Here is a 20,578-nt window from a genome sequence, read left to right on the forward strand (position 1 = left end):
GGTGCGCTGGTCACGTACGTTCATTCCCACCCTCCGCGACGATCCGGCGGATGCGGTTGCGGCCAGCCACCGCTTGCTGGTCCGAGGCGGTTTCATCCGCCAGCTCATGGCCGGCTCCTATTCGATGCTCCCGCTCGGGATGCGGGTCGCCACCAAGGTCTCCGACATCATCCGGGAAGAGATGAACGCCATCGGCGGCCAGGAGTTTCTAGCGCCCGTGGTCCATCCGGCCGAGCTGTGGAAGAGGACCGGCCGCTGGGACGACGTCGAGGGGATCATGGTCAAGTTCGAGGATCGCCGGGGCGCCGACCTCGTGCTGGCCCTCACCCACGAGGAGGTGTTCGCCCACCTCGCCTCGGAGTTGAACTCCTACCGGGAACTGCCCCAGCTCTGGTATCACCTCCAGACCAAGTTCCGGGACGAAGCCCGGCCCAAGTCCGGCCTCCTCAGGGTGAGAGAGTTCATCATGAAGGACTCCTACTCGCTGGACATCGGCCCTGACGGCCTCGACGCGCAGTTCGAGGCCCACCGCGGCGCCTACGACCGGATATTCGCCCGCATGGGCCTCGATTCGATCCAGGTGGAGGCGTCGTCGGGCAACATGGGTGGCAGCGACTCCGTGGAGTTCGTGGTGCGCTCGGATACCGGTGAGGACCGCGTCGCCCTGTGCGGCAACTGCGGATACGCCGCCAACCTCGAACGTGCTGTCAGCCAACCCGACCAGGTGCAGGACGAGCCTTGGGAGGGCTCGCCCCGGCCTTTCCCGACTCCGGGGGTCCGCACCATCGCGGCGCTCACCGCGATGGGCCGGTTCGCGGCCGCCCGGCGGCAGATCAAGACCCTCGCCTACTACGTGGGGGACGAGTTCACATTGCTGGTGCTGAGGGGCGACCACGACCTCGAAGTCCAGAAGCTGGTCGACGCGGTGGCCGGCGTGGTTCGCCCGGCGACTGCAGGAGAGATCGTCGAGAAACTCGGCGCTCATCCAGGGAGCCTCGGAGCGGTTGGGGTGGAGTATCCCGTGATCGCCGATCCGGTCCTTCGGGGCCGTTCCAACATGGTGACCGGCGCCAACGAGGACGACTTTCACCTGCGAGGGGTGGACGTGGCGCGCGACCTCCCGGTGGCAAGATGGCTCGACATGCGCTCGGTGCGGGAGGGGGAGGCTTGCGGGAGTTGCCCGTCCGGTTCCCTCTCGTTGTCGCGAGTGATCGAGGTGGGTCATATCTTCAAGCTCGGCCTCAAATACAGCGAAGCCCTCGGGGCCACCGTTCTCGACGAGTCGGGACGGCCCACGCCCATCGTGATGGGTTCCTACGGGATCGGTGTGGGGCGGTCGATGGCTGCCGTGGTCGAGGTCAGCCACGACGGAAAAGGGATCATCTGGCCCACCTCCGTGGCGCCGTTCGCGGTGGTGATCACCCTTCTCCGACCCGACAACCCGGCAGTTGCCGAGGCGGGAGAACGCCTCTACCGCGACCTGGACAACGCCGGGATCGAGGTCCTGCTGGATGACCGCAACGAGCGTCCGGGGGTCAAGTTCGCCGATGCCGAGTTGGTCGGGATTCCCTACCGGCTGACCATAGGCCCCCGGGGTATCGACGCCGGAGAGGCCGAATTGGTGGCTCGCGACGGCTCGCTGGCCGAGTCCGTTCCCCTCGATCAGGTGGTGGAACGGCTCCCCGCGCTGGTGTCATAGCCCGTCTGCTGCAGTCCCGTTAGGTGGGACAAATGCTATGATTGACGCGCAGACACTCGAAGGACGTGACTTTGTGCTACAAGGTGGGCGCCCAGCCCGCTTTTTTTATTGTAGAAACCGGCTGGCCGGCGCATTCCTCTGCGCCGCTAGCCCGCCACACCGCAACGCCGCACGAGGCGGGGGCGCTTTCTCCCGCGACATCCGGCGGCTCGGGGGCCGTGCCCGTGAGCATTGAGGAACGGCTTGGAGATCTGTTCGAGCAGCACCTCTCCGGCCAGGGCCTGGAACTCGACTATCTCCAGGTGGCCGGCAGGGGTCCGCGGATAGTCCGGGTGATCGTAGATAGTGAAGGCGGCGTGGGAGTCGACCAGCTGGCGGCGGTGTCCCGTTCCCTGTCACGCCAACTCGACCGCCTCGACCCCTTCGAGGGTTCCTATTCGCTGGAGGTGTCCTCGCCTGGTCTCGAGCGCACCCTCCACCTTCCCCGCCATTTCCGCAAGTCGATCGGCCGGGACGTGATCATCAAGACCAACGTCGATATAGCGGGCTCCAGGCATCATCGGGGTGTGCTGGAAGCGGCCGATTCGGATGGTTGTTCCGTGCAGGTCGACGGTGAGTCGAGGCTGATCGGATACGGACAGATTCGGTCGGCGCGCACCCGGTTCGAGTGGAAGAGGCAAGCCAGGGCGACCAGGAAGTCGGGGTAACGGGATGAAGATTGACTACCGGGTCATGGAGGCCCTCGAGATGCTGGAGCGGGAGCGGGGCATTCCGGTCGACACGATTCTCGCAGCCCTGGCCAACGCACTCGTTTCGGCCTACAAGCGGACGCCGGGAGCCGCCGAGGAGGCCCGCGTGACCATCGAGCCGGACTCCGGCGAGATCATCGTCTACGCCCAGGAACTCGACGACGACGGGAACGTCATCGAGGAGTGGGAGGACACCTCCACGGACTTCGGCCGGATAGCCGCCAGCACCGCCAAGCAGGTGATCGCCCAGCAGCTCCGGGAGGCCAAGCGCGAGCAGGTATTCGACGCCTACGAAGGCCGCGAGGGCGACCTGGTGACGGGCATGGTGCAGCAGCATGACAACCGTTACACGATCCTCGACCTTGGGAACGCCGAGGCCATGATGCCGGGTTCGGAGAGGATCCCCTACGAGCGGCTGGAGCGAGGCGCCCGGGCGAAGGCCTTGATCATCGAGGTCCGGCGGGAGACCAAGGGTCCTCAGATCGTGGTGTCGCGCTCCCATCCCGACCTGGTTCGCCGGCTGCTCGAGCTGGCGGTGCCGGAGTTGCTGGACGGCACGGTGACGATCCGATCGATAGCCCGGGAAGCCGGCCATCGAACCAAGATCGCGGTGGTGTCCAACGATCCCAACGTAGATCCGAAAGGCGCTTGTGTGGGCGCCCGTGGCTCCCGGGTACGCAACGTTGTGAACGAGCTGCGGGGCGAGAAGGTGGACGTGGTGCAGTGGCGCGAGGACACGGCCCAATTCATCGGCGAAGCCCTCGGCCCGGCCAAGGTGCGTGACGTGCAGGTCGATGAGGAGGAGAAGTCGGCCGTGGTGATCGTGAGCGAGCACCAGCTCTCGCTGGCTATAGGCCGGGAAGGTCAGAACGCCCGGTTGGCCACCCGGCTCACCGGCTACCGCATCGACATACAGAGCGACTCCAGATCCCCGCGCCATCCTCGCGAGCGGGGACGCGGTCCGGTCACCGCCGGTGGCCGGTAAGGGCCGCACCCTCGTGAGGGAACATCGGGGGCGCAGGCAGCCATGGTGACCAAGCGCATCTACGAGCTGGCGAAGGAGTTGGGCCTCACCTCCCGTGACGTTCTGGCCACGGCGCAGGACCTGGGACTGCCGGTTACCACCGCCTCCTCCGGATTGGATCCGGGCGATGCCGAGGCCCTTCGCTCCATGCTCCTTCCGGAGGAGCCCGAGGAAGATGTCGCCGACGCTTCCGAACAGGCGCCCGACCCGGCCGATGACACCCCCGCTCCCGAACCCGAATACATCGAGCCCGAAATCGAGGTCATCGTGGTGCCCGCCGGGGTGTCGGTGCTCGAGATGGCGAGAGCCATGCGCCAGCCCGTGGGCGAGGTCGTCAGGCAGTTGCTGTCGATGGGGCTGATGGCGGCTGCCGCTGCGCCCGTTCCGCCCGAGGCCATCGAGCCCCTGGCCGAGCACTTCGGGATCATGGTGGAAGTCGAGCAGAGCGGGGAACCGGATGAGGCCGACGAGCCCCTGGTGAAGCCGAAGAGGGTGTTCGACGACGATCCCGCCTCCCTGGTCGGTCGCCCGCCCGTGGTCACGGTGATGGGGCATGTCGATCACGGCAAGACGACGTTGCTGGACTTCATCCGCAACACCAACGTCGTGTCCGGAGAAGCCGGCGGGATCACCCAGCACATCGGCGCCTACCAGGCCACGGTCGACGGCCGCCCGATCACCTTCATCGACACCCCCGGCCATGCCGCTTTCACCGCCATGCGGGCCCGGGGCGCCGAGGTGACCGACATCGTCGTCCTGGTGGTGGCGGCGGACGACGGCGTGATGCCACAGACGATCGAGGCGATCAACCACACCAAGGCGGCGGACGTGCCGATGATCGTCGCCATCAACAAGATGGATCTCGAGAACGCAGACCCCGTGAGGGTCCGGGCCATGCTGACGGAGCACGGGATAGTCACGGAAGAACTGGGTGGCGAGGTCGTGTCGGTGGAGGTGTCCGCAACGTCCGGGGACGGTATGGACAACCTTCTGGAGATGATCGACCTGGTCGCGCAGGTGTCGGAGTTCCAGGCCAACCCGAAGGCCCTGGCGTCGGGGGTCGTGATCGAGAGCCACCTCGATCGTGGCCTGGGTCCGGTCGGTACCGTGATCGTGCAACGGGGAACCCTGAAGAGGGGGAATTCCCTGGTGGCAGGCACGGTGAGCGGTCGGGCCCGCTCCATCATCGACCACAAGGGCAGCCGCGTCTCCACCGCGACTCCGTCCACTCCGGTGCTGGTGTCGGGATGGGCGTCCGTTCCGGCGGCGGGTGATATGTTCGAGGTGGTCAAGAACGACCGTATCGCCCGATCCATGGCCTCCGACCAGGTGGATGCGGTTCGGGCCAGGACGCTCGTGGTGCCCACTGCCCGCGAGCGCCTCGGGCAGTTGCTTGAGCGTCTGCGGTCCCAGGAGCAGACCGAACTCCTCCTCATCATCAAGGCCGACGCCGATGGTTCGGTGGAGGCGATCCGGGAGGCGGTCGGCCAGATCGCCCGGGAGGGCGGCCGGGTCAACGTGGTACATGCCGCGGTGGGGGGCATCAACGAGAACGACATCACCCTGGCCGACGCGACCGGCTCGGTGGTGGTCGGGTTCAACGTCCGTCCCGATCCGAATGCGAGGCGGGCGGCTGCGGCGGCGGGCATCGAAGTGCTGACCTACTCGATCATCTACGAGCTACTCGACGATATGGAGCAGATGCTGGTCGGCCGGCTGGCTCCGACCCGCGAGGAGACCCTGGTCGGCGTGGCCCAGGTACGGGCCATCTTCCGCGTGCCGCGCCTGGGTGCGGTGGCCGGTTGCTACGTGACCGAGGGCAACATTGCGAGAGACGCGAGGGCCCGAGTGGTCCGGGGCGGGAGCGTGGTCTACGACGGTCGGGTGGCGTCGCTGCGCCGGTTCAAGGAGGATGTGCGCGAGGTGGTAGCCGGATACGAGTGCGGTGTCGGCCTCGAACGCTTTCGGGACGTCAAGGAAGGCGACGTCATCGAGACCTACCGCATCGATGAGATCGCAGCCACATGATCGTGCTGACGTGAGTTCCCCATGGCGAGCATGCACGCGGCAGCGCTCCGGGTTGATCTGCGTTTGCGGGATGTTCATTCGCTGAAGGCCAAGCGGCAGCGTATCGCCCGGCTGTCCGCCAAGCTGCGCCGTGCCTTCCCCGTGGCGTTCGCCGAGGTCGATCACCATGACCAGTGGCAGCGGACCGCGGTGGGGGTGGGTATCGTCTCGCCGCACGCAGCGCAGTTGGAGATGGCGGTCCATTCGGTATGCCGCTTCTTCGATCGGTGGGAGGAGGCCGAAGTGCTGTCGGTCGGGGTCTCCTACCTGGAGGACCCGCCATGACGGAGGAGGCAGGATGGGTCTGAGGCTCCGGCGGGTCAACGAGATCCTCAGGGAGGTCATCGCCGAGGAGTGCCAGAACCTCAAGGACCCTCGCATCGGGTTTCTGACGGTGACCGGCGTGTCCGCGTCCCCGGATCTCCGCAAGGCAGAGGTCTATTACACCGTTCTCGGCGACGAGGATGCCGAGGCCCGGACCGCCGAGGCGCTGGCGGCGGCGGCCCCCCGGATCCGCGCTGCGGTGGGTCCGCAGGTACGGATGAAGTACCTCCCCGAGTTGAGGTTCGTTCCCGATCCGGCTGTGGTCCACGCCCGGCGGATAGAGGAGATATTGAGGAACATGGACGAGCGGGGCGGGAGCCGGTGATGGCGGGGGACAGCAGCGGCCTCATGGATGCGGCCCGCGCTATCCGGGAGGCCGCCACGCTGGTCGCCACGGGCCATGTCAAGCCGGATGGCGATGCCTTGGGGTCCGCCCTGGGCCTGGCGCTGGCGGCCCGCGCTACGGGCCGCTCGGCGCGGGTCTGCTTCGGCGAGCGCTTCGTCCTGGGACGGCACTACGGATTCCTGGATACCCGTCCCGTGGTGGGTCCCGAGGAAGCCGGCGCACCCGACGTGCTGGTGGCCTTCGACTGCAATGACCCGGACCGGCTCGGCGCGGAACTGGCCCCGGTCGTCGACGCGGCCGGGACGGTGGTGATGATCGATCATCACGTGGCGGGTCCGGGATTCGGGGACATCAGGGTGTCCGACCCGGATGCTCCCGCGGCCGCGCTGCTCTGCTACCGCCTCATAAGGATGATCGGCTGGGAGGTGTCTGCCGAAGTAGCCACGGCCCTGTTGCTAGGCATGGTCACCGACACCGGCCGCTTCCAGTACGGCAACACCAATCCCGAGGTCCTCCGGGCGGCGGCGGAGTTGGTGCAAGCCGGGGCGCGCCCGGAGGTGATCGGGCAGTCCGTCTACGAGTCGGTGGCGTTCGGGTACCTGGGGGTGGCCGGAGCGGTGCTGTCCCGGGCCACGCTGGAGCCGGCTCACTCTCTCGTGTGGTCCTACCTCACCCAGGACGATCTCAGGCGTCATGGCATCGGGATGGAGGACGCCGACGCCCTGATCGACGATATCCGGGTGGCCCGGGAGGCCGAGGTGGCGCTGCTGCTCAAGGAGCAGCCCGGCGGGGAGTGGAAGCTGAGCCTGAGATCCCGCCGCCATGTGGATGTCGCCGCCATAGCGGAGACGATGGGTGGTGGCGGCCACCACCGGGCCGCCGGATGCTCGTTCTCGGGCACGCGGGACGAAGCGGTCGAAGTGGTTAGGAAACGGCTGGCCGGGTGAGTGCCGGTTCCGGGTTCGTGCTGGTCGACAAGGCCGGCGGATGGACGTCCCATGACGTGGTGGCCAAGTGCCGCCGGATCCTAGGCATGCGCCGGATCGGGCACGCAGGCACTCTCGATCCCATGGCCACCGGCCTGCTCGTCCTCGGCATCGGGAGGGCCACCCGGCTGCTGCGCTTCGTCACCGACCTGCCCAAGGAGTACCAGGCCACGGCCCGCTTCGGCGTGGCGACCGACAGCCTGGACGCCGACGGCGAGGAGACGGCTCGGGCGCCGATGAGCGTCGACCGCGAGGATGTGGTCGGCGCCATGGACCGCTTCAGGGGGGAGATCCTCCAGACACCGCCGATGGTGTCGGCGGTGAAGGTGGGAGGCAAGCGGCTGCATGAGCTGGCCAGGCGCGGCGAGGAAGTGGAACGGCCTCCCCGGAGGGTGCGAGTGCACCGCCTGGATCTCGAAGCGTTCTCGGCCGGACCGTTTCCGGAGGTCAGCCTCCGGGTGGTGGGAGGGAGCGGCCTCTACGTCCGGGTACTGGCCGACGACCTGGCCAGGGTGCTCGGCGGGCGGGCCCATCTGACCTCCCTCCGCAGGGTGGCGAGCGGCAGCCTCCGGGTGGAAGAGGCGTGGACGATCGACCGCTTGGTGCACCTAGGCGCCGAGGGCCGGTCGACCGAGGCGGTGCTGGAACCGGCCGCCGCCCTGTCGCATCTGCCGTCCGTGAGTGTGGATCACGACAGGGCTGTCCGGGTGCGGAACGGGCATCGGCTGCCCTCCTCTCCCGACCTGGACGGGCATGTTCGGGTGCTCGCGGACGGGCGGCTCCTCGCCATCTACCGCGCCCGTGATGATCGGCTGGTTCCGGAGGTTGTGCTGGCGTGAATCTGGTCCGATGAAGATCTGGAGGGGTGATCCGCTCGCCTGGGGACCGGGCCCGGATGGCGGGACGGCACTGACCATCGGCGTATTCGACGGCGTCCATCGGGGTCACCGGACCCTGCTGGACGCCCTGTCGGAGAGGGCTGTACGAGCAGGCGGCCTCGAAACTGTCGTGGTCACCTTCGACGTCCATCCCCGCCGGTTCTTCGATCCGATCGACGGGCCGGCCATGCTGGTGACGCTGTCCCGCCGGCTCGAGTTGCTGGAGTCGATGGGGGTGGACCACGTGGGAGTGCTCCCCTTCGCGGACGTGCGCCATCTCGGACCCGAGGACTTCATCCGCCGGGTGGTGTCGGGCGGGTTCAACGCCCGAGCCGTGGTGGTGGGGGAGGGCTTCCGGTACGGAGCCCGGAGAGCCGGAGACATGGACGACTTGGTGGCCTCGGGCCATACCCACGGCTTCCGGGTCGACGCCATCCGGCTAAGGGACGGTAAGGAAGGGCCGGTCTCGTCGTCCACGATCCGTCGCCACATCGCGGTGGGCGAGGTGGCGGATGCCGCCGAGTTGCTCGGCCGGCACCATGAAGTGCCCGGCCGGCTCGTCGCACCGGAGGGGCTGGGGGATGCCTCGAGCCTGGCTGTGGATGTGGACTGGTCGATGGCGGTGCCCGGATCCGGGGTATACGCAGTGAACGTGGGCGCGGACGATCCGGCCAACCCCGGCGCATGCGCCATCGGTGGTGCAGGCCGACCGCTCCGGGTCCGCCTGCCGGATGGGTCGACCGGTCCGATTCCGGGTGACCGCCTGGTCCTGACCTTCCTCGACCGCCTCCGCCCTGCCCCACCGGGAGGCGATGCTCCGCCGCGGATCTCGCCGGAGCACGTCGCCTGACGGGTGGGTCCTCGCGCAGAGCCTGAGCCCATCCCGGAGTGTGAGAAACGTAGGGGTTGAACTCCGGCGGAAACGGGTCCACGATGCCATCACGGGGCGACCGGGGGACGGGGTACACCGGTAAGCGACATGATTGGATGATTTCAAGTGGACGATCGAGACCGCAACGGGCGGCTCATGCGGGCCTATCTGGCCGTGTTCGAACTCACCTACCTACGCATCCTGCTGGCGGTCCTGCAGTTCCAGCGCTGGGCCATGATCACCTTCTACCGCCTGGTGCTCGGGATCGACAAGCGCCAGCCGCCCCGACCGACACAGGCGGAACTCCGCGAGAGGTACGGGCGGTGAAACGAGGTGCGCTCGCGGGCCGGCGCGCACCGGGCGCCATGAAGGTGCTACACTTCAGCTGGTCCCCACTTATAAATGCCGGTACGGGTATGTGCTGATCGAGTGAGAGAGATGAAACCGACCCAGGAAATTGTTGCCGATTTCGGCGCTCACGACAGCGACACCGGATCTCCCGAGGTCCAGGTGGCGCTGCTCTCACAGCGGATCCGTCACCTGACCGAGCACCTTCGCGAGCATAAGCATGACCATCACAGCCGCCGAGGTCTGTTGATGATGGTGGGCAAGCGCAAGCGGCTACTGGACTACCTCCGGAAGAACGATGCCGAGCGGTATCGTCGGGTGATCGCCAAGCTCGGATTGCGTCGATAGCATTCCGTTGAGACGGTCGCCCGGCACCGGCGGTCCCAACCGGTCCGGTGGCCAAGGAAAAGGTGGGAAGATCGGAGCGCCCGTATGGCGCTGATCGATGATGACGGCTGATCAGGAAAGTCCTGCCGGCCAACCAAACCACGCACAAGCAGGCTGGAGACGTTCCGGGAGAGCCGGCGTTGATCAGTTGTCAGTCGCCATCCCTTCATGACGCGGCGCAATTCCGAAGCGTCAGGAGGTATGACCACTGGTAATTGACTTCGCTGCTCTCCAAGCGATCGGCGCCTGAGCGTACAAATCAAGGAGAGCATGTGTCTGAACAAATCGTTCGCGGCCAAATCGGTGATAAAGAGGTCGTGATTTCCACCGGCAAACTCGCCGGTCAAGCAAACGGGGCTGTTCGCGTCTCCATGGGAGAGACGGATGTGCTGGTCGCCGCCACTGCCAGCGACAAGCCGCGGGAGGGAGTGAGCTTCTTCCCCCTCACGATCGACGTAGAGGAGCGGATGTACGCGGTGGGCAAGATCCCCGGGTCCTTCTTCCGCCGGGAGGGTCGGGCCACCGAGAAGGCCACGCTGAGCGCCCGGCTCATCGACCGGCCGCTGCGCCCGTCCTTCCGAGACGGGTACCGCAATGACACCCATGTGGTGGCCACCGTCCTCCAGGTTGACGGTGAGACCGCCTACGACGTGCTGGCTCTCAACGGCGCATCGGCGGCCCTGACCATCAGCGACCTCCCCTTCGAGGGCCCGCTGGGCGGGGTCCGGATAGGTCTGGGGGAGGACGGCTGGGTGCCGTTCCCCACGTTCAGCGAGCTGGAGGAGTGCGTGTTCGACCTGGTAGTGGTCGGCAAGCGCAACGATTCGGGATCGGTGGACATCGTGATGGTCGAGGCCGGCGCCACCGATGGCGCCCTGGCCCTGATCGACGAGGGCCGTACCCCGCCGGACGAGGAGGCGGTTGGCGCCGGCCTCGAGGAGGCCAAGTCCTACATCGGGCAGCTGCTCGATCTCCAGGACGAGCTGCAAGGACTTGCCGGCAAGGAAGTCGGGGAGTGGCCGTCGGTCATCGAGTACGCCGACGAGGTGTACGAGCGTGTGTCGGAACTTGCCGCCGAAGGGATCGCCGAGGTGGTCAGGATCGCGGACAAGGCCGAGCGTGAGTCCGCAGGGGCGGAGCTGGCCGAGCGGGTGGTCGCCGAGTACGGCGCGGACGAGGATGACACCGAGACCGCCCGGCAGGTCCATGCCGCTTTGCGTGCCGCTACCAAAAAGGCAATGCGCCGGCGGATCATCGAAGAGGGAGTCCGCATGGACGGCCGGGGCGCAACCGATATCCGGTCGCTGGCCGCCGAGGTCAGCGTGTTGAGCCGGGCCCACGGGTCCGCCCTGTTCACCCGCGGGGAGACGCAGGTGCTGAACGTCGTCACCCTGGGCATGCCGCGCATGGAGCAGATGCTCGACACCATCAGCAACGAGGAAGCCAAGCGCTACATGCATCACTACAACTTCCCGCCCTACTGCACCGGCGAAGCCGGGTTCATGAGGGGGCCGAAGCGCCGCGAGATCGGGCACGGCGCCCTGGGGGAGAAGGCCCTACGGCCGGTGCTCCCCGCTGATGACGGATTCCAGTACACGCTCCGCCTGGTGTCGGAGGTTCTCTCATCCAACGGCTCCTCCTCCATGGCGTCGGTATGCGCCTCGTCGCTCTCGCTCATGGATGCGGGCGTCAAGATCGCCGGTCCGGTGGCCGGCATCGCCATGGGTCTGATCGCCGACGGCGAGAACTACGTGACCCTGACCGACATCCTCGGGGCGGAGGACGCCCTGGGCGACATGGACTTCAAGGTGGCGGGAACCGCGGACGTCATCACCGCCCTCCAGCTGGATATGAAGATCGACGGTCTACCGGCGGAGGTACTGGCCGGAGCGCTTATCCAGGCCAGGCAAGCCAGGCTCGAGATACTGGAGGTGATGGAACAGGCGATAGACGGGCCCCGCGAGGAGATGAAGGAGCACGCACCCCGGCTGGAGACCGTACAGATCCCGGTCGACAAGATCGGCGACATCATCGGCCCCAAGGGGAAGATCATCCGTGAACTGGAGGCTGAGACCGGTGCCTCCATCGAGGTTCAGGATGACGGCACGGTGCTGGTGTCCTCGAGCGATGGGACCTCACTCGCCGACGCCTTGAACCGGGTCAACGAGATTGCCTTCCCGCCCACGCCCGAGGTCGACAAGCATTATGACGGCAAGGTGGTGAGCATCACCGACTTCGGGGCGTTCGTCAACATCCTTCCGGGTAAGGACGGCCTGCTGCACATCTCCAAGTTCGACAGCACCCGCCACGTGCGCCGGGTGGGCGACTACCTGTCCGAGGGCGATCCCCTGACGGTGGTGGTCGACTCCATCGACCGCAATGGCAAGGTCTCGCTCAAGGTGACTGCCGACCTGGAGCCGAAGCCCGGCGCCAAGGTCGGGGCACCGGGCCAGCCGCGCGATCGGGGCGACCGAGGACCCGGACGGGGCGGCGGCGGGAGAGGCCCCAATCGAGGTCGCGGACCTCGCCAGGGTCGAGGCGGCGGCCGCCCGCAGGGCCGCGGCGGCAACCGGGGTCGTGGCCAGGGTGGTCGTGGCCAAGGCGGTCGCGGCCAGGGTGGTCGTGGCCAGGGCGGCGGCGGCAACCGCCGGAGATCAGGCTCGGCAGGCAACGGCGGGCGTAGGTTCGCCTCCTTCGAGGACGCCTTCACCGACGGCATCTAGCCTTCGCGGAGAGCGCCCGGCCCACCCCAGTGACGTGGGCCGGGGCACTGTCCATCGACAACCAACCACTGTAGGCTCGGCAGTATGCCGGAACTGCCCGATGTGGTCGTCTATCTGGAGGCCCTCGAACGGTTCATCGGGGGACGGGTTCTGGAACGGGCCAGGGTGGTGTCGATCTCACTCCTCCGCACGTTCGACCCGCCTGTCTCCGAAGTGGAGGGCAGGCGGGTGGTCGGGTTCCGCCGGATGGGGAAGCGTCTGGTCCTGGAGCTGGAGGACGACCTCTTCATGGTGTTTCACCTGATGATTGCGGGCCGGTTCAGATGGAGGGGTCGCGGCGCAGCCGTACCCAGGAAAGTCGGTCACGCCGCGTTCGACTTCCCGAACGGGACGCTGGTGCTAACCGAGCAGGGCTCCAAGAAGCGGGCCTCGTTGCATGTGCATCGGGGCGCCGCGGCCCTGGCCGAGCACGACCGCGGCGGCCTGGAGCCGCTCGAAGCAGGACCGGCCGCCTTCGCCTAAGCGCTCAGACGGGAGAACAGGACGCTCAAGCGGGCCCTGACCGATCCCCGCATCCTCTCGGGCATCGGCAACGCATACTCGGACGAGATACTGCACCGGGCAGGACTCTCGCCGGTGATCCTGACCAGCCGGCTCGACGATCCCACCTTGGAGCGGCTCCGTGAGGCGACCGTCAGCACGCTGACCGAATGGGCGGATCGGATGCGGGACGAAGTGGGTGAGGGGTTCCCCGACCGGGTCACAGCCTTCCGGCCCGAAATGGCTGTCCATGGCAAGTACCGGCAGCCGTGTCCCGTGTGCGGGAGTCCGGTCCGGCGGATCGTGTACGCATCAAACGAGACCAACTACTGCGCGCGATGCCAGACGGGGGGCAGGATCCTTGCCGATCGAGCCCTCTCCCGGCTGCTGAAGGACCAGTGGCCCACCGCGATCCCGGACTGACCGAGACCGGGAGCCTTCCGGGTCTCAGCCCGCAGCTGCCTCGCGGAGTGCGGGGAGGACTTCCCTACCCAGGAGTTCGATCAGACCCTCCTGGTCTACCGAGGCCATCTGGATGGTGACGATGTCGGCGTCGATCGAGCCCAGCAGCGGCAGGTACAGGTTGACGATGTCCTCGGCGCCGGTCGCTCTCGCGTAACGCCCGAGGATCTCCTCCCGCGGAAGATCGTCGGCTCGTTTCCGGAGCGTCATCGGGTCGACGGCCTGAAGGCGCCCCGGGGCGCGCAGCCCGCGCCACGAGTAGAGCGCTTCCCAAGCCTCGTCGTCGCTATCTGCCATGATCGACCAGCGTGAGGTGAGTAGCAACGGGCGGGGCCGTCCGGCCTCGGCCGCCGACTCCCGGGCCGGGCCGATGACCCGCTCCAGCGCGACCGCGGGATCCTTCACCGAGACGATTATCCCGTCCGCCTTGCGGCCGGCCAGACCGGCTGTCTTGGGTCCGCCCGCCGCCAGGAGGATCGGCACCCGGGATACCGGAGGGGAGTACAGCTTGGCCCGGTCGGTCGTGTAGTAGTCGCCGTTGTAGGAGAGCTTCTCTCCTTCCAGGAGGCGCCTCATGATGTCGAGCGCCTCCGACATCCGGGCCGCACGCTCCGCGTACTTAGGGAAGTGATACCCGAGCGGACCTTCGTTGAGGTTCTCGCCGGTGCCCACGCCGAGGTTGAACCGCCCTCCGCTCAACCGGTCGAGGGTGGCGGCGGCCTGGGCCACGATGCCGGGATGGAACCTCCACAAAGGGGTGGTCACCCCGGTGGCGATCTCGATCCGCTCGGTGGCCTCCGCCATGGCCCCAAGTGTCGAGAAGGCGAATCCGGAGGCCGATGCATCATCCACCCAGGGATGGAAGTGTTCCGAGACCACCACCATGTCGAAGCCGGCTTCCTCGGCGAGGACCGCATGGCGCACCAACTGCTCGGGCTGCCACTGCTCATGGCCACAGAAGTAGGCGAAACGCTTCATCGGATCATCTCCGTAGGGTCCGAGTGTCGTTCAGGCCGGATTGGGCCAGAGATAGAGCGCCACCATGATCCCGAGGAAGATGACCGTGGCCAGAAAGGAGCCCCACCGGCTCCGGCCGTTGTCTGCAGGCGATGCCATTGCCGGGACAGGATAGACGGAATCGGAGGTCGGTATCAATCCTCCCGAGCTCACCAGAGAGGCCACGGGAGGGGATGCCGGTCGGTCGGCGGGTATGGGTGGGTCGGATCGTGGAGGAGCGCCTCCACCCGGGCGGCCAGCGCGTCGGCCTCCTCGCCGCCGATGAGTTCCTCGGTGCGGGCATGGAGCCGATTGCCGATTGCCCGCTCGAGCCTTCTGACGCAGTCCACCATCCTGCCGGGCAGCGCTTGGCCGGAGAATCCCCACATCACCGTGCGGAGTTTGGGCTCGGCGTGGAGCGTCAGACCGTGATCGATGCACCAGATCCGTCCCGAGCCGTCGGCGATTACGTGTCCGGCCTTGCGGTCGGCGTTGTTGATCACCAGATCCAGGGTGATGATCGGCCAGAGGCTCGGGTCGGCCTCGTTGATGAGGGGCGCCGGGTCGAACTCCTCGTCGACCTCCACGAAGGCCTGGGCCGAGCCCGGTCCGAACGGCCCGCTGGCCGGCACCGTTTCGGGAACGCAATCCAGCCCGGCCGCACTGGCGAGTTCGAAGGTCAGCACCTCGCGGGCCGGGAGCGTTCGGCAGTCGAAGTCGTACAGGGGTCGCTGTCCCTGTTCGGGCTTGTAGACCACCATCCGGCCCGCACGGGTCACCGCCAGCAGGGTTGCGTTGGAAGCGTTCTGGAACCGGCCGATGATCTCGACGATGTCCCAGGCGTCCCGTGCCGGGCCGGTCACCCGGGCAGTCGGTGGCCGTTACCCGACGGGCAGTTGTGTCCGTCGGGGTCCTCGGGCAACAGGCACTCCGGGCACTGAGCCCGTCCCGAGTGGACAGCCCGCAGGGCCATCACCGCGCCCGCTTTGAGCTGCAGCGGTGTGATCGCAAAGGTGGCCCTTTCGTCGTCGGCCTGACCCTCCAGCAGCAGGGTCATCCGCTCGTCCCCCTCGATTCGCATGGCGATGGACATCACCCGGAACAGCACGTCAGTTTCGAGAGTCGGCTCGGGCAGGTCGGCGCCCTGCGCCACCAGATCATCCACGGGCAGGTCGTCATCCCATCCCATATTGGAGATCAGTTCCAGGCCTTGCTCGCCGAGCACCGCTGCCTGGGTCTTCTCGAACAGGAACCAGGCTCTTTCGTGCTGGGTCTGGACGAACAGGTAGAAGGCCCTCTGTCCCGGCGGGCCGATTGCCCCGACAAGGAAAAGGTCCACCGGTCCGAACTGCCGGGAGGATGGGCTGCTCACACGACCACCCCGGTTGCGTTGATGGAGACTACGGCCGGGGGTTGATCTCCGTCGATCCTGAGTTCGGAGATCGAGGCGGTCGAGATCCGCAGCCGCTGGAACAGGTCGAGGGCCTGGCCGAGGTAGTGGGCGATCACCAGCTTGATGATGTCCGCATGGCTCACCGCCACCACCGTCTTTCCTTCGTGCATCCTGGCGATCCGTTCCACGCTTCCAACCGACCGGTGCTGAGCCTCGGCAAAGGATTCACCGTCAGGAAACCGGAACCGGGACGGTGTCATCTGGACCGACTGCCAGGCGTCCAGACGCCGCAGCGAGTCGAGGGTCTGTCCGGTCCAGCGGCCGAAGTCCATCTCCGTCAGGCCGGGTTCTACGACCGGCTCCACCTCGTGCGGCCGGGCGACCAGGACCGCCGTCTCCATGGTTCGTTCGATAGGTGAACTGTAAACCGCCTCGATGTCCAGCCCGGCCAGCGCCTCGGCGGCCGCTCGAGCGGCCTGGCGACCCCTGCGATCCAGGGTGACGCCCGGGGCCCGCCCGGTCAGGCGGTCGCCGGTTTCCGGCGTTGGGGCGTGGCGCACCAGGAGTATGCGGGTCATGTACACGACTGAATCTAGATCGCTCCGGCGCGCATCGGTAAACGACTTCACCGGGTGCGGGTCACGAGTGAGGTTCCGGTGACCGGAAGCCGGGTGACTGCGCAGCGGAGGCACAAGGCTCGGGAGTCACTGGCGCGGCACGGCGCCCCATACATTCGGGCAGGTCTCGGAGCCGGGATCCACAGCGAGATTTTTCGCGTTCTCGCCAAGACTGCCTGCATCTGTCACAGGTCCCGTATACGTTGGCTATCGCCAAGCACCCACACCGGCCGATGATGTGGGACCGATCGGAACGGCCGGCATTGCGGGAACATACGAGACTCATGGAGCGAACAGCCGCCTCCCGGCATCCGGCCGGGCATGGCCGACCACGCTCCAACAGGATGGGTGGTGGCGGGGGCGGGGCCCGGTGCGAAGCACCGGTTTTTTACGACTTTTGGCGCCTGGCGATTCTTGAGGCAGAGGGCGTCAAATGTGACGCTCTGATCCTGAGGTTTACCGCACCGTATGTGACGCTCTGATCCTGAGGTTCCGGGCAGGACCGGTGATGCCGGGAGCCTTTGTCTCCGGCCAACTGGCGATCGTGGGCCGTGGAGACACCCCGGCTGCCTAAGGGTCGAGCAATTCGAGACGGGGAAGGGGGGTGATGTTGGTGGGGAGGTTGTTCCGCACGCTGTTGACCTGACGGGACACCGGGTACCAGGTCAGCTTGGAGTCGGCCAGGGGGCCTAGAAGCGGCTCGACTGCCCCGGCGGATCGGATGTCCCGGTCCAACCACAGGTCCCAATGGTCGGGTTCCAGGATCACCGGCATGCGGGTGTGGATCGGAGACAGGCCCTCGTTGGCCACCGTCGTGATGATGGCGGCACTCCGGATCCACTCCCCGGTTTCCGGATCCCTCCAGGCAGCCCAGAGACCCGCAAACGCCATCGGGGCGTCGTCGGCCATCCTCACGAAGTAGGGGTACTTCCCGGCCACGGTGTGGCCCCATTCGAAGAACCCGGTGGCCGGCAGGATGCACCGCTTGCGGCGCAACGAGTCCCGGAAGGCGGGTTTGGTGGCCACGGTCTCGGCCCTGGCGTTGATGTTGATCGGGCCCTTCCGGCCGGCGGACCAGTGGGGTATCAGGCCCCACCGGAACGACCCCAATTGCCGGGAACCCCTGTGCTCGGCCACGGCGTACACGGGGTCGGTCGGCGCCACGTTGTAGCTCGGTTCGAGACGCTCTGTCATCACGTGATCCACGCCGAAGTAGCCGGCCAGATCGTCGGGCTCGGCGTTGATGACGTACCGCCCACACATGCGGTGGCACAGGTTACCGGCCACTTGCGCGTTCGCCCCGGCAGGCCATTGGACATGGACCGTCACTATCCTGTCCGTCTGCGGCGAGTTCGCCAGACGGCCGCGGTTGCCCAGGGCAATCGAGGAAAGTCCGGACTCCACAGGACAGGGAGCTGGGTAACGCCCAGGCGGGGCGACCCGACGGAAAGTGCCACAGAGATCAGACCGCCGATGGCCCTTTCGGGGGCACAGGCAAGGGTGAAACGGTGGTGTAAGAGACCACCAGCACCCCGGGAGACCGGGGTGGCTGGCAAACCCCTCCCGGAGCAAGGTCAAGCAGAGGCGTCGGTGGTCCGCCGGTCAAGCTTCGGGTGGACCGCACCGAGGTCTGGCGGCAACGCAGACCCCAGATGGATGGCCGTCGCCCGCTTGAGGCGGGTACAGAATCCGGCTTACCGGCGGACTCGTCGCACCCTTGCAGAACCCCTTGGAACTGACGGTCTATGTTTGGTCGGTGGGGCGGGGCCGGCCCCCGAATGCCCCGGCGACGTGGCCGATGACGGCGGCGACCAGCGCGAACCCTGCCAGGGTCAGCGGGCCGGCGGGGCTACCCGCCACCAGGCTGAACGAGGCCACCACCGCGTATACCGTCAGGGCGGCCACGGCGCCGTGCATGCGGGCGAAGAACGGCGGAACCAGGCGGCCCGCTACGTATCCCGCCACATGCTCGCCGCCGAACAGGGCTACGGCCAGGATCACCCAGGTGATGGTGTCGCCGGTCTCGATGCCTGCACGGTCGCCGAGCCACAGGACGGCCAGGCCGATCAGCCCGGCGAAGACCATCGAGAGCAGACCTGCCACCGCCCCGAGGCCCACGGCAACCAGGTTGATCGACTTCATGACCCGATTCGCTCTCCGACCACGGCGGTCAGCATACGGAGCAACCCGGCCACTCGGGCCGTGCCGGTTCCTCGGCCGCGATGAAACGCCCGGGCGGGGCGGCAGGTCTAACCTGCGACAAATAGCTCACTCTCGAACAGGGGAGGCCCGTCTTGACTGGTTCACTCAACAAATACCTAGCCGAGTTGCTGGGGGCGTTCGTGCTGATCGGCGTCGGCTCCATGGCGATTCTCAGCTCGGGCGGAAGCATCGTTGCCATAGCCTTCGGGTTCGGTCTGGCCCTTCTGATCGCGCTGTACATGTTCGGCTCGGTGTCCGGCGGTCACTACAACCCTGCCGTCACGCTGGCCCAGCTTATCCGGGGCGAGATCACCGCCGCCGATGCGGTCGGATACATCGTGGCCCAGCTCGCCGGTGCGGTTCTGGCTTCGGGCCTGGTGGCCGCCGTGCTGGGCGCTTCGGCGGTCGGGAGGACCGTGGTGGGGGACGGTTCGGATGTCGGTTCGATCTGGGTTCTGGCTCTCGAGGCACTGTTCACCGCCTTCCTGGTGATAGTCATCCTGCGTGTCACCTCGGGCGAGAACGCCACCGCTCCCGTCGTCATCGGTCTGACGCTGGTAGTGATCCACCTGGCGCTGGTTCCTATTACGGGCGCTTCCGTCAACCCGGTGAGGAGCCTCGGCCCCGCCATCGTGGCTGCGGAGTTCACCGACGCCTGGGCCTACATCGTGGGTCCGCTGGTAGGTGGTGCGGTGGCGGTCTACGTGGACCGTTTCATCAACACCGAGTCCTGAGAAAGGCCTTCCTCCTCAGGCCTTTTGAGGTACGGGGTCGGTAACTTCTCCCGGCCCCGTACCTTCCGCTTCCAGGTCAGCCGTCTCCTGCCGGGCACCGGGTGCGATGCAGATCCCGCCCGGATCGGGAGGACGGACCGCTGATAAGCTTCGCGCCATGACGGACTTCTCGTGGCCGGAGGTGCTGGGCACCATCTCCCGGGGCGCCGACCTGAACCGCACCCAGGCGCGCCAGGCCATGCGCCAGGTGATGGGCGGACTCGCCTCCCCGGCTCAGATTGCCGGCCTGATCGTGGCGCTCCGTATGAAGGGAGAGACGGTCGAGGAGATGGGCGGTCTGGTCGACGGCATGGTGGAGGCGGCGGTCCGGGTCGACCTCGGCGACGCCGATCCCGTGGACATCGTGGGTACAGGAGGCGATCGTTCCGGGACGTTCAATATCTCCACCACCGCCTCCTTCGTGGCGGCCGGCGCCGGCGTCCCGATCGCCAAGCACGGCAACCGGTCGATGTCTTCCAAGTGCGGCTCGGCAGACGTCCTGGAGGCCCTAGGGGTGATCATCGACCTGCCGACAGAGAGGAACCGCCGGTTGTTCATGGACACGGGCTACGCATTCTTCCTGGCGCCGGTCTACCACCCGGCCATGCGCTTCGCCGGGCCGGTCCGCAAGGAACTCGGCATTCCCACGGTCTTCAATTACCTGGGTCCGCTGAGCAATCCGGCCGGGGTGCGGAAGTACGCGCTCGGGGTGGCGGATGGACGCATGGCCGAGCGCATGGTCCGAGTGCTGAGCCTCCGGGGTTCGGAGCGAGCCCTCGTATTCCACGGCTCGGACGGTTTGGACGAGCTCACCGTGAGCGGTCCTTCCGTGGTCTGGCAGCTTGACGGAGGCCAGGTGTCCAGAACCGAAGTGTCGCCCCGAGGGGTGGGTCTGGGACCGGCGCCCGTGTCCGATCTCCTGGGAGGAACCGCCGAGGTGAACGCGGGCATCACCCGCCGCGTACTGGAAGGTGAACCCGGTCCCTGCCGGGATGTCTCCCTGCTGAACGCGGCGGCCGCCATCGTGGCATCCGGCCTTACGGACGACCTGGCCGAAGCGGTTGGTGTGGCGGCCGAGTCGATCGACGGCGGCGCGGCCGGTGACGTCCTGGACCGGGTGGTAACCCGGAGCCTGGAGTTGGCCGGCGACTGATCCCGTACGTTCTCCGGAGATCTCCATCCGGATGGCGCAC

20 protein-coding genes, 1 other RNA gene and 1 pseudogene are annotated in these 20,578 nt (G+C 67.2%); 16 read left to right on the forward strand and 6 right to left on the reverse strand.

Annotated features, from left to right (window positions below):
- Position 1: 1 nt before the first annotated feature.
- The 13 genes and pseudogenes from OXM57_04595 to OXM57_04655 all read left to right on the forward strand — a co-directional run bounded on the left by OXM57_04595 (position 2) and on the right by OXM57_04655 (position 13,347).
- Entirely contained in the window at positions 2–1,699 is a 1,698-nt protein-coding gene (locus tag OXM57_04595) for a proline--tRNA ligase (protein ID MDE0351947.1), read from the forward strand.
- Between the two features lie 224 nt (positions 1,700–1,923).
- A complete protein-coding gene (locus OXM57_04600; GenBank protein ID MDE0351948.1) occupies positions 1,924–2,406 on the forward strand; it encodes a ribosome maturation factor RimP in 483 nt (160 codons plus the stop codon).
- A gap of 4 nt (positions 2,407–2,410) precedes the next feature.
- Complete coding sequence (gene nusA / locus OXM57_04605) at positions 2,411–3,433, forward strand: transcription termination factor NusA (GenBank protein ID MDE0351949.1); 1,023 nt, start codon at positions 2,411–2,413, stop codon at positions 3,431–3,433.
- A 42-nt stretch (positions 3,434–3,475) separates the two neighbouring features.
- The gene (gene infB, locus OXM57_04610) at positions 3,476–5,500 is read left to right on the forward strand and encodes a translation initiation factor IF-2 (protein MDE0351950.1); all 2,025 of its coding nucleotides are present in this window, start codon (positions 3,476–3,478) and stop codon (positions 5,498–5,500) included.
- Positions 5,501–5,521: 21 nt separating this feature from the next.
- Positions 5,522–5,824, forward strand: a complete 303-nt coding sequence (locus OXM57_04615) for a DUF503 domain-containing protein (protein MDE0351951.1) — start codon at positions 5,522–5,524, stop codon at positions 5,822–5,824.
- 13 nt (positions 5,825–5,837) lie between these two features.
- Positions 5,838–6,188 (forward strand): 30S ribosome-binding factor RbfA, encoded by a 351-nt coding sequence (rbfA, locus tag OXM57_04620; protein ID MDE0351952.1) that lies wholly within the window; start codon positions 5,838–5,840, stop codon positions 6,186–6,188.
- Positions 6,188–7,156 (forward strand): DHH family phosphoesterase, encoded by a 969-nt coding sequence (locus tag OXM57_04625; GenBank protein ID MDE0351953.1) that lies wholly within the window; start codon positions 6,188–6,190, stop codon positions 7,154–7,156. The genes rbfA and OXM57_04625 overlap by 1 nt, the downstream gene beginning before the upstream one ends.
- Complete coding sequence (gene truB, locus OXM57_04630; protein ID MDE0351954.1) at positions 7,153–8,034, forward strand: tRNA pseudouridine(55) synthase TruB; 882 nt, start codon at positions 7,153–7,155, stop codon at positions 8,032–8,034. Before OXM57_04625 ends, truB begins: the two co-directional genes overlap by 4 nt.
- Positions 8,035–8,044: 10 nt before the next feature.
- Positions 8,045–8,923 (forward strand): adenylyltransferase/cytidyltransferase family protein, encoded by an 879-nt coding sequence (locus OXM57_04635; GenBank protein ID MDE0351955.1) that lies wholly within the window; start codon positions 8,045–8,047, stop codon positions 8,921–8,923.
- Positions 8,924–9,070: 147 nt separating this feature from the next.
- Positions 9,071–9,271 carry a hypothetical protein gene (locus OXM57_04640; GenBank protein ID MDE0351956.1) on the forward strand — a complete coding sequence of 67 codons (201 nt, stop codon included), beginning with the start codon at positions 9,071–9,073 and terminating at the stop codon, positions 9,269–9,271.
- A gap of 111 nt (positions 9,272–9,382) precedes the next feature.
- Positions 9,383–9,640, forward strand: coding sequence for a 30S ribosomal protein S15 (rpsO, locus tag OXM57_04645; GenBank protein ID MDE0351957.1), 258 nt, complete (start codon positions 9,383–9,385; stop codon positions 9,638–9,640).
- Positions 9,641–9,951: 311 nt separating this feature from the next.
- The gene (locus OXM57_04650) at positions 9,952–12,402 is read left to right on the forward strand and encodes a polyribonucleotide nucleotidyltransferase (protein ID MDE0351958.1); all 2,451 of its coding nucleotides are present in this window, start codon (positions 9,952–9,954) and stop codon (positions 12,400–12,402) included.
- Positions 12,403–12,486: 84 nt separating this feature from the next.
- Positions 12,487–13,347, forward strand: a pseudogene (locus OXM57_04655) (formamidopyrimidine-DNA glycosylase).
- A gap of 42 nt (positions 13,348–13,389) precedes the next feature.
- On the opposite strand, the gene OXM57_04660 reads toward OXM57_04655, so the two are convergent.
- From OXM57_04660 to OXM57_04680, 5 genes are all read right to left on the reverse strand, one after another.
- Positions 13,390–14,382 (reverse strand): TIGR03557 family F420-dependent LLM class oxidoreductase, encoded by a 993-nt coding sequence (locus OXM57_04660; protein ID MDE0351959.1) that lies wholly within the window; start codon positions 14,380–14,382, stop codon positions 13,390–13,392.
- 188 nt (positions 14,383–14,570) lie between these two features.
- Positions 14,571–15,263, reverse strand: coding sequence for a phosphatidylinositol kinase (locus OXM57_04665; protein MDE0351960.1), 693 nt, complete (start codon positions 15,261–15,263; stop codon positions 14,571–14,573).
- Entirely contained in the window at positions 15,260–15,772 is a 513-nt protein-coding gene (locus OXM57_04670) for a DUF3090 family protein (GenBank protein MDE0351961.1), read from the reverse strand. Before OXM57_04670 ends, OXM57_04665 begins: the two co-directional genes overlap by 4 nt.
- Entirely contained in the window at positions 15,769–16,371 is a 603-nt protein-coding gene (locus OXM57_04675; protein ID MDE0351962.1) for a histidine phosphatase family protein, read from the reverse strand. The genes OXM57_04670 and OXM57_04675 overlap by 4 nt, the downstream gene beginning before the upstream one ends.
- 609 nt (positions 16,372–16,980) lie before the next feature.
- Positions 16,981–17,697 (reverse strand): SOS response-associated peptidase, encoded by a 717-nt coding sequence (locus tag OXM57_04680; protein MDE0351963.1) that lies wholly within the window; start codon positions 17,695–17,697, stop codon positions 16,981–16,983.
- 60 nt (positions 17,698–17,757) lie between these two features.
- Here OXM57_04680 and rnpB point away from each other — a divergent pair.
- Positions 17,758–18,123: RNase P RNA component class A (gene rnpB, locus OXM57_04685), an RNA gene on the forward strand.
- Positions 18,124–18,153: 30 nt separating this feature from the next.
- Here the strand turns inward: rnpB and OXM57_04690 are convergent.
- Entirely contained in the window at positions 18,154–18,552 is a 399-nt protein-coding gene (locus tag OXM57_04690) for a hypothetical protein (GenBank protein MDE0351964.1), read from the reverse strand.
- A 152-nt stretch (positions 18,553–18,704) separates the two neighbouring features.
- Between OXM57_04690 and OXM57_04695 the strand changes: the two genes are divergently transcribed.
- A complete protein-coding gene (locus OXM57_04695) occupies positions 18,705–19,346 on the forward strand; it encodes an aquaporin (GenBank protein MDE0351965.1) in 642 nt (213 codons plus the stop codon).
- A gap of 157 nt (positions 19,347–19,503) precedes the next feature.
- Positions 19,504–20,538 carry an anthranilate phosphoribosyltransferase gene (gene trpD, locus OXM57_04700; protein ID MDE0351966.1) on the forward strand — a complete coding sequence of 345 codons (1,035 nt, stop codon included), beginning with the start codon at positions 19,504–19,506 and terminating at the stop codon, positions 20,536–20,538.
- The last annotated feature ends 40 nt before the right edge of the window (positions 20,539–20,578 follow it).

It is taken from the genome of bacterium, from assembly GCA_028820935.1.
Classification (GTDB): Bacteria; Actinomycetota; Acidimicrobiia; order Spongiisociales; family Spongiisociaceae; genus Spongiisocius.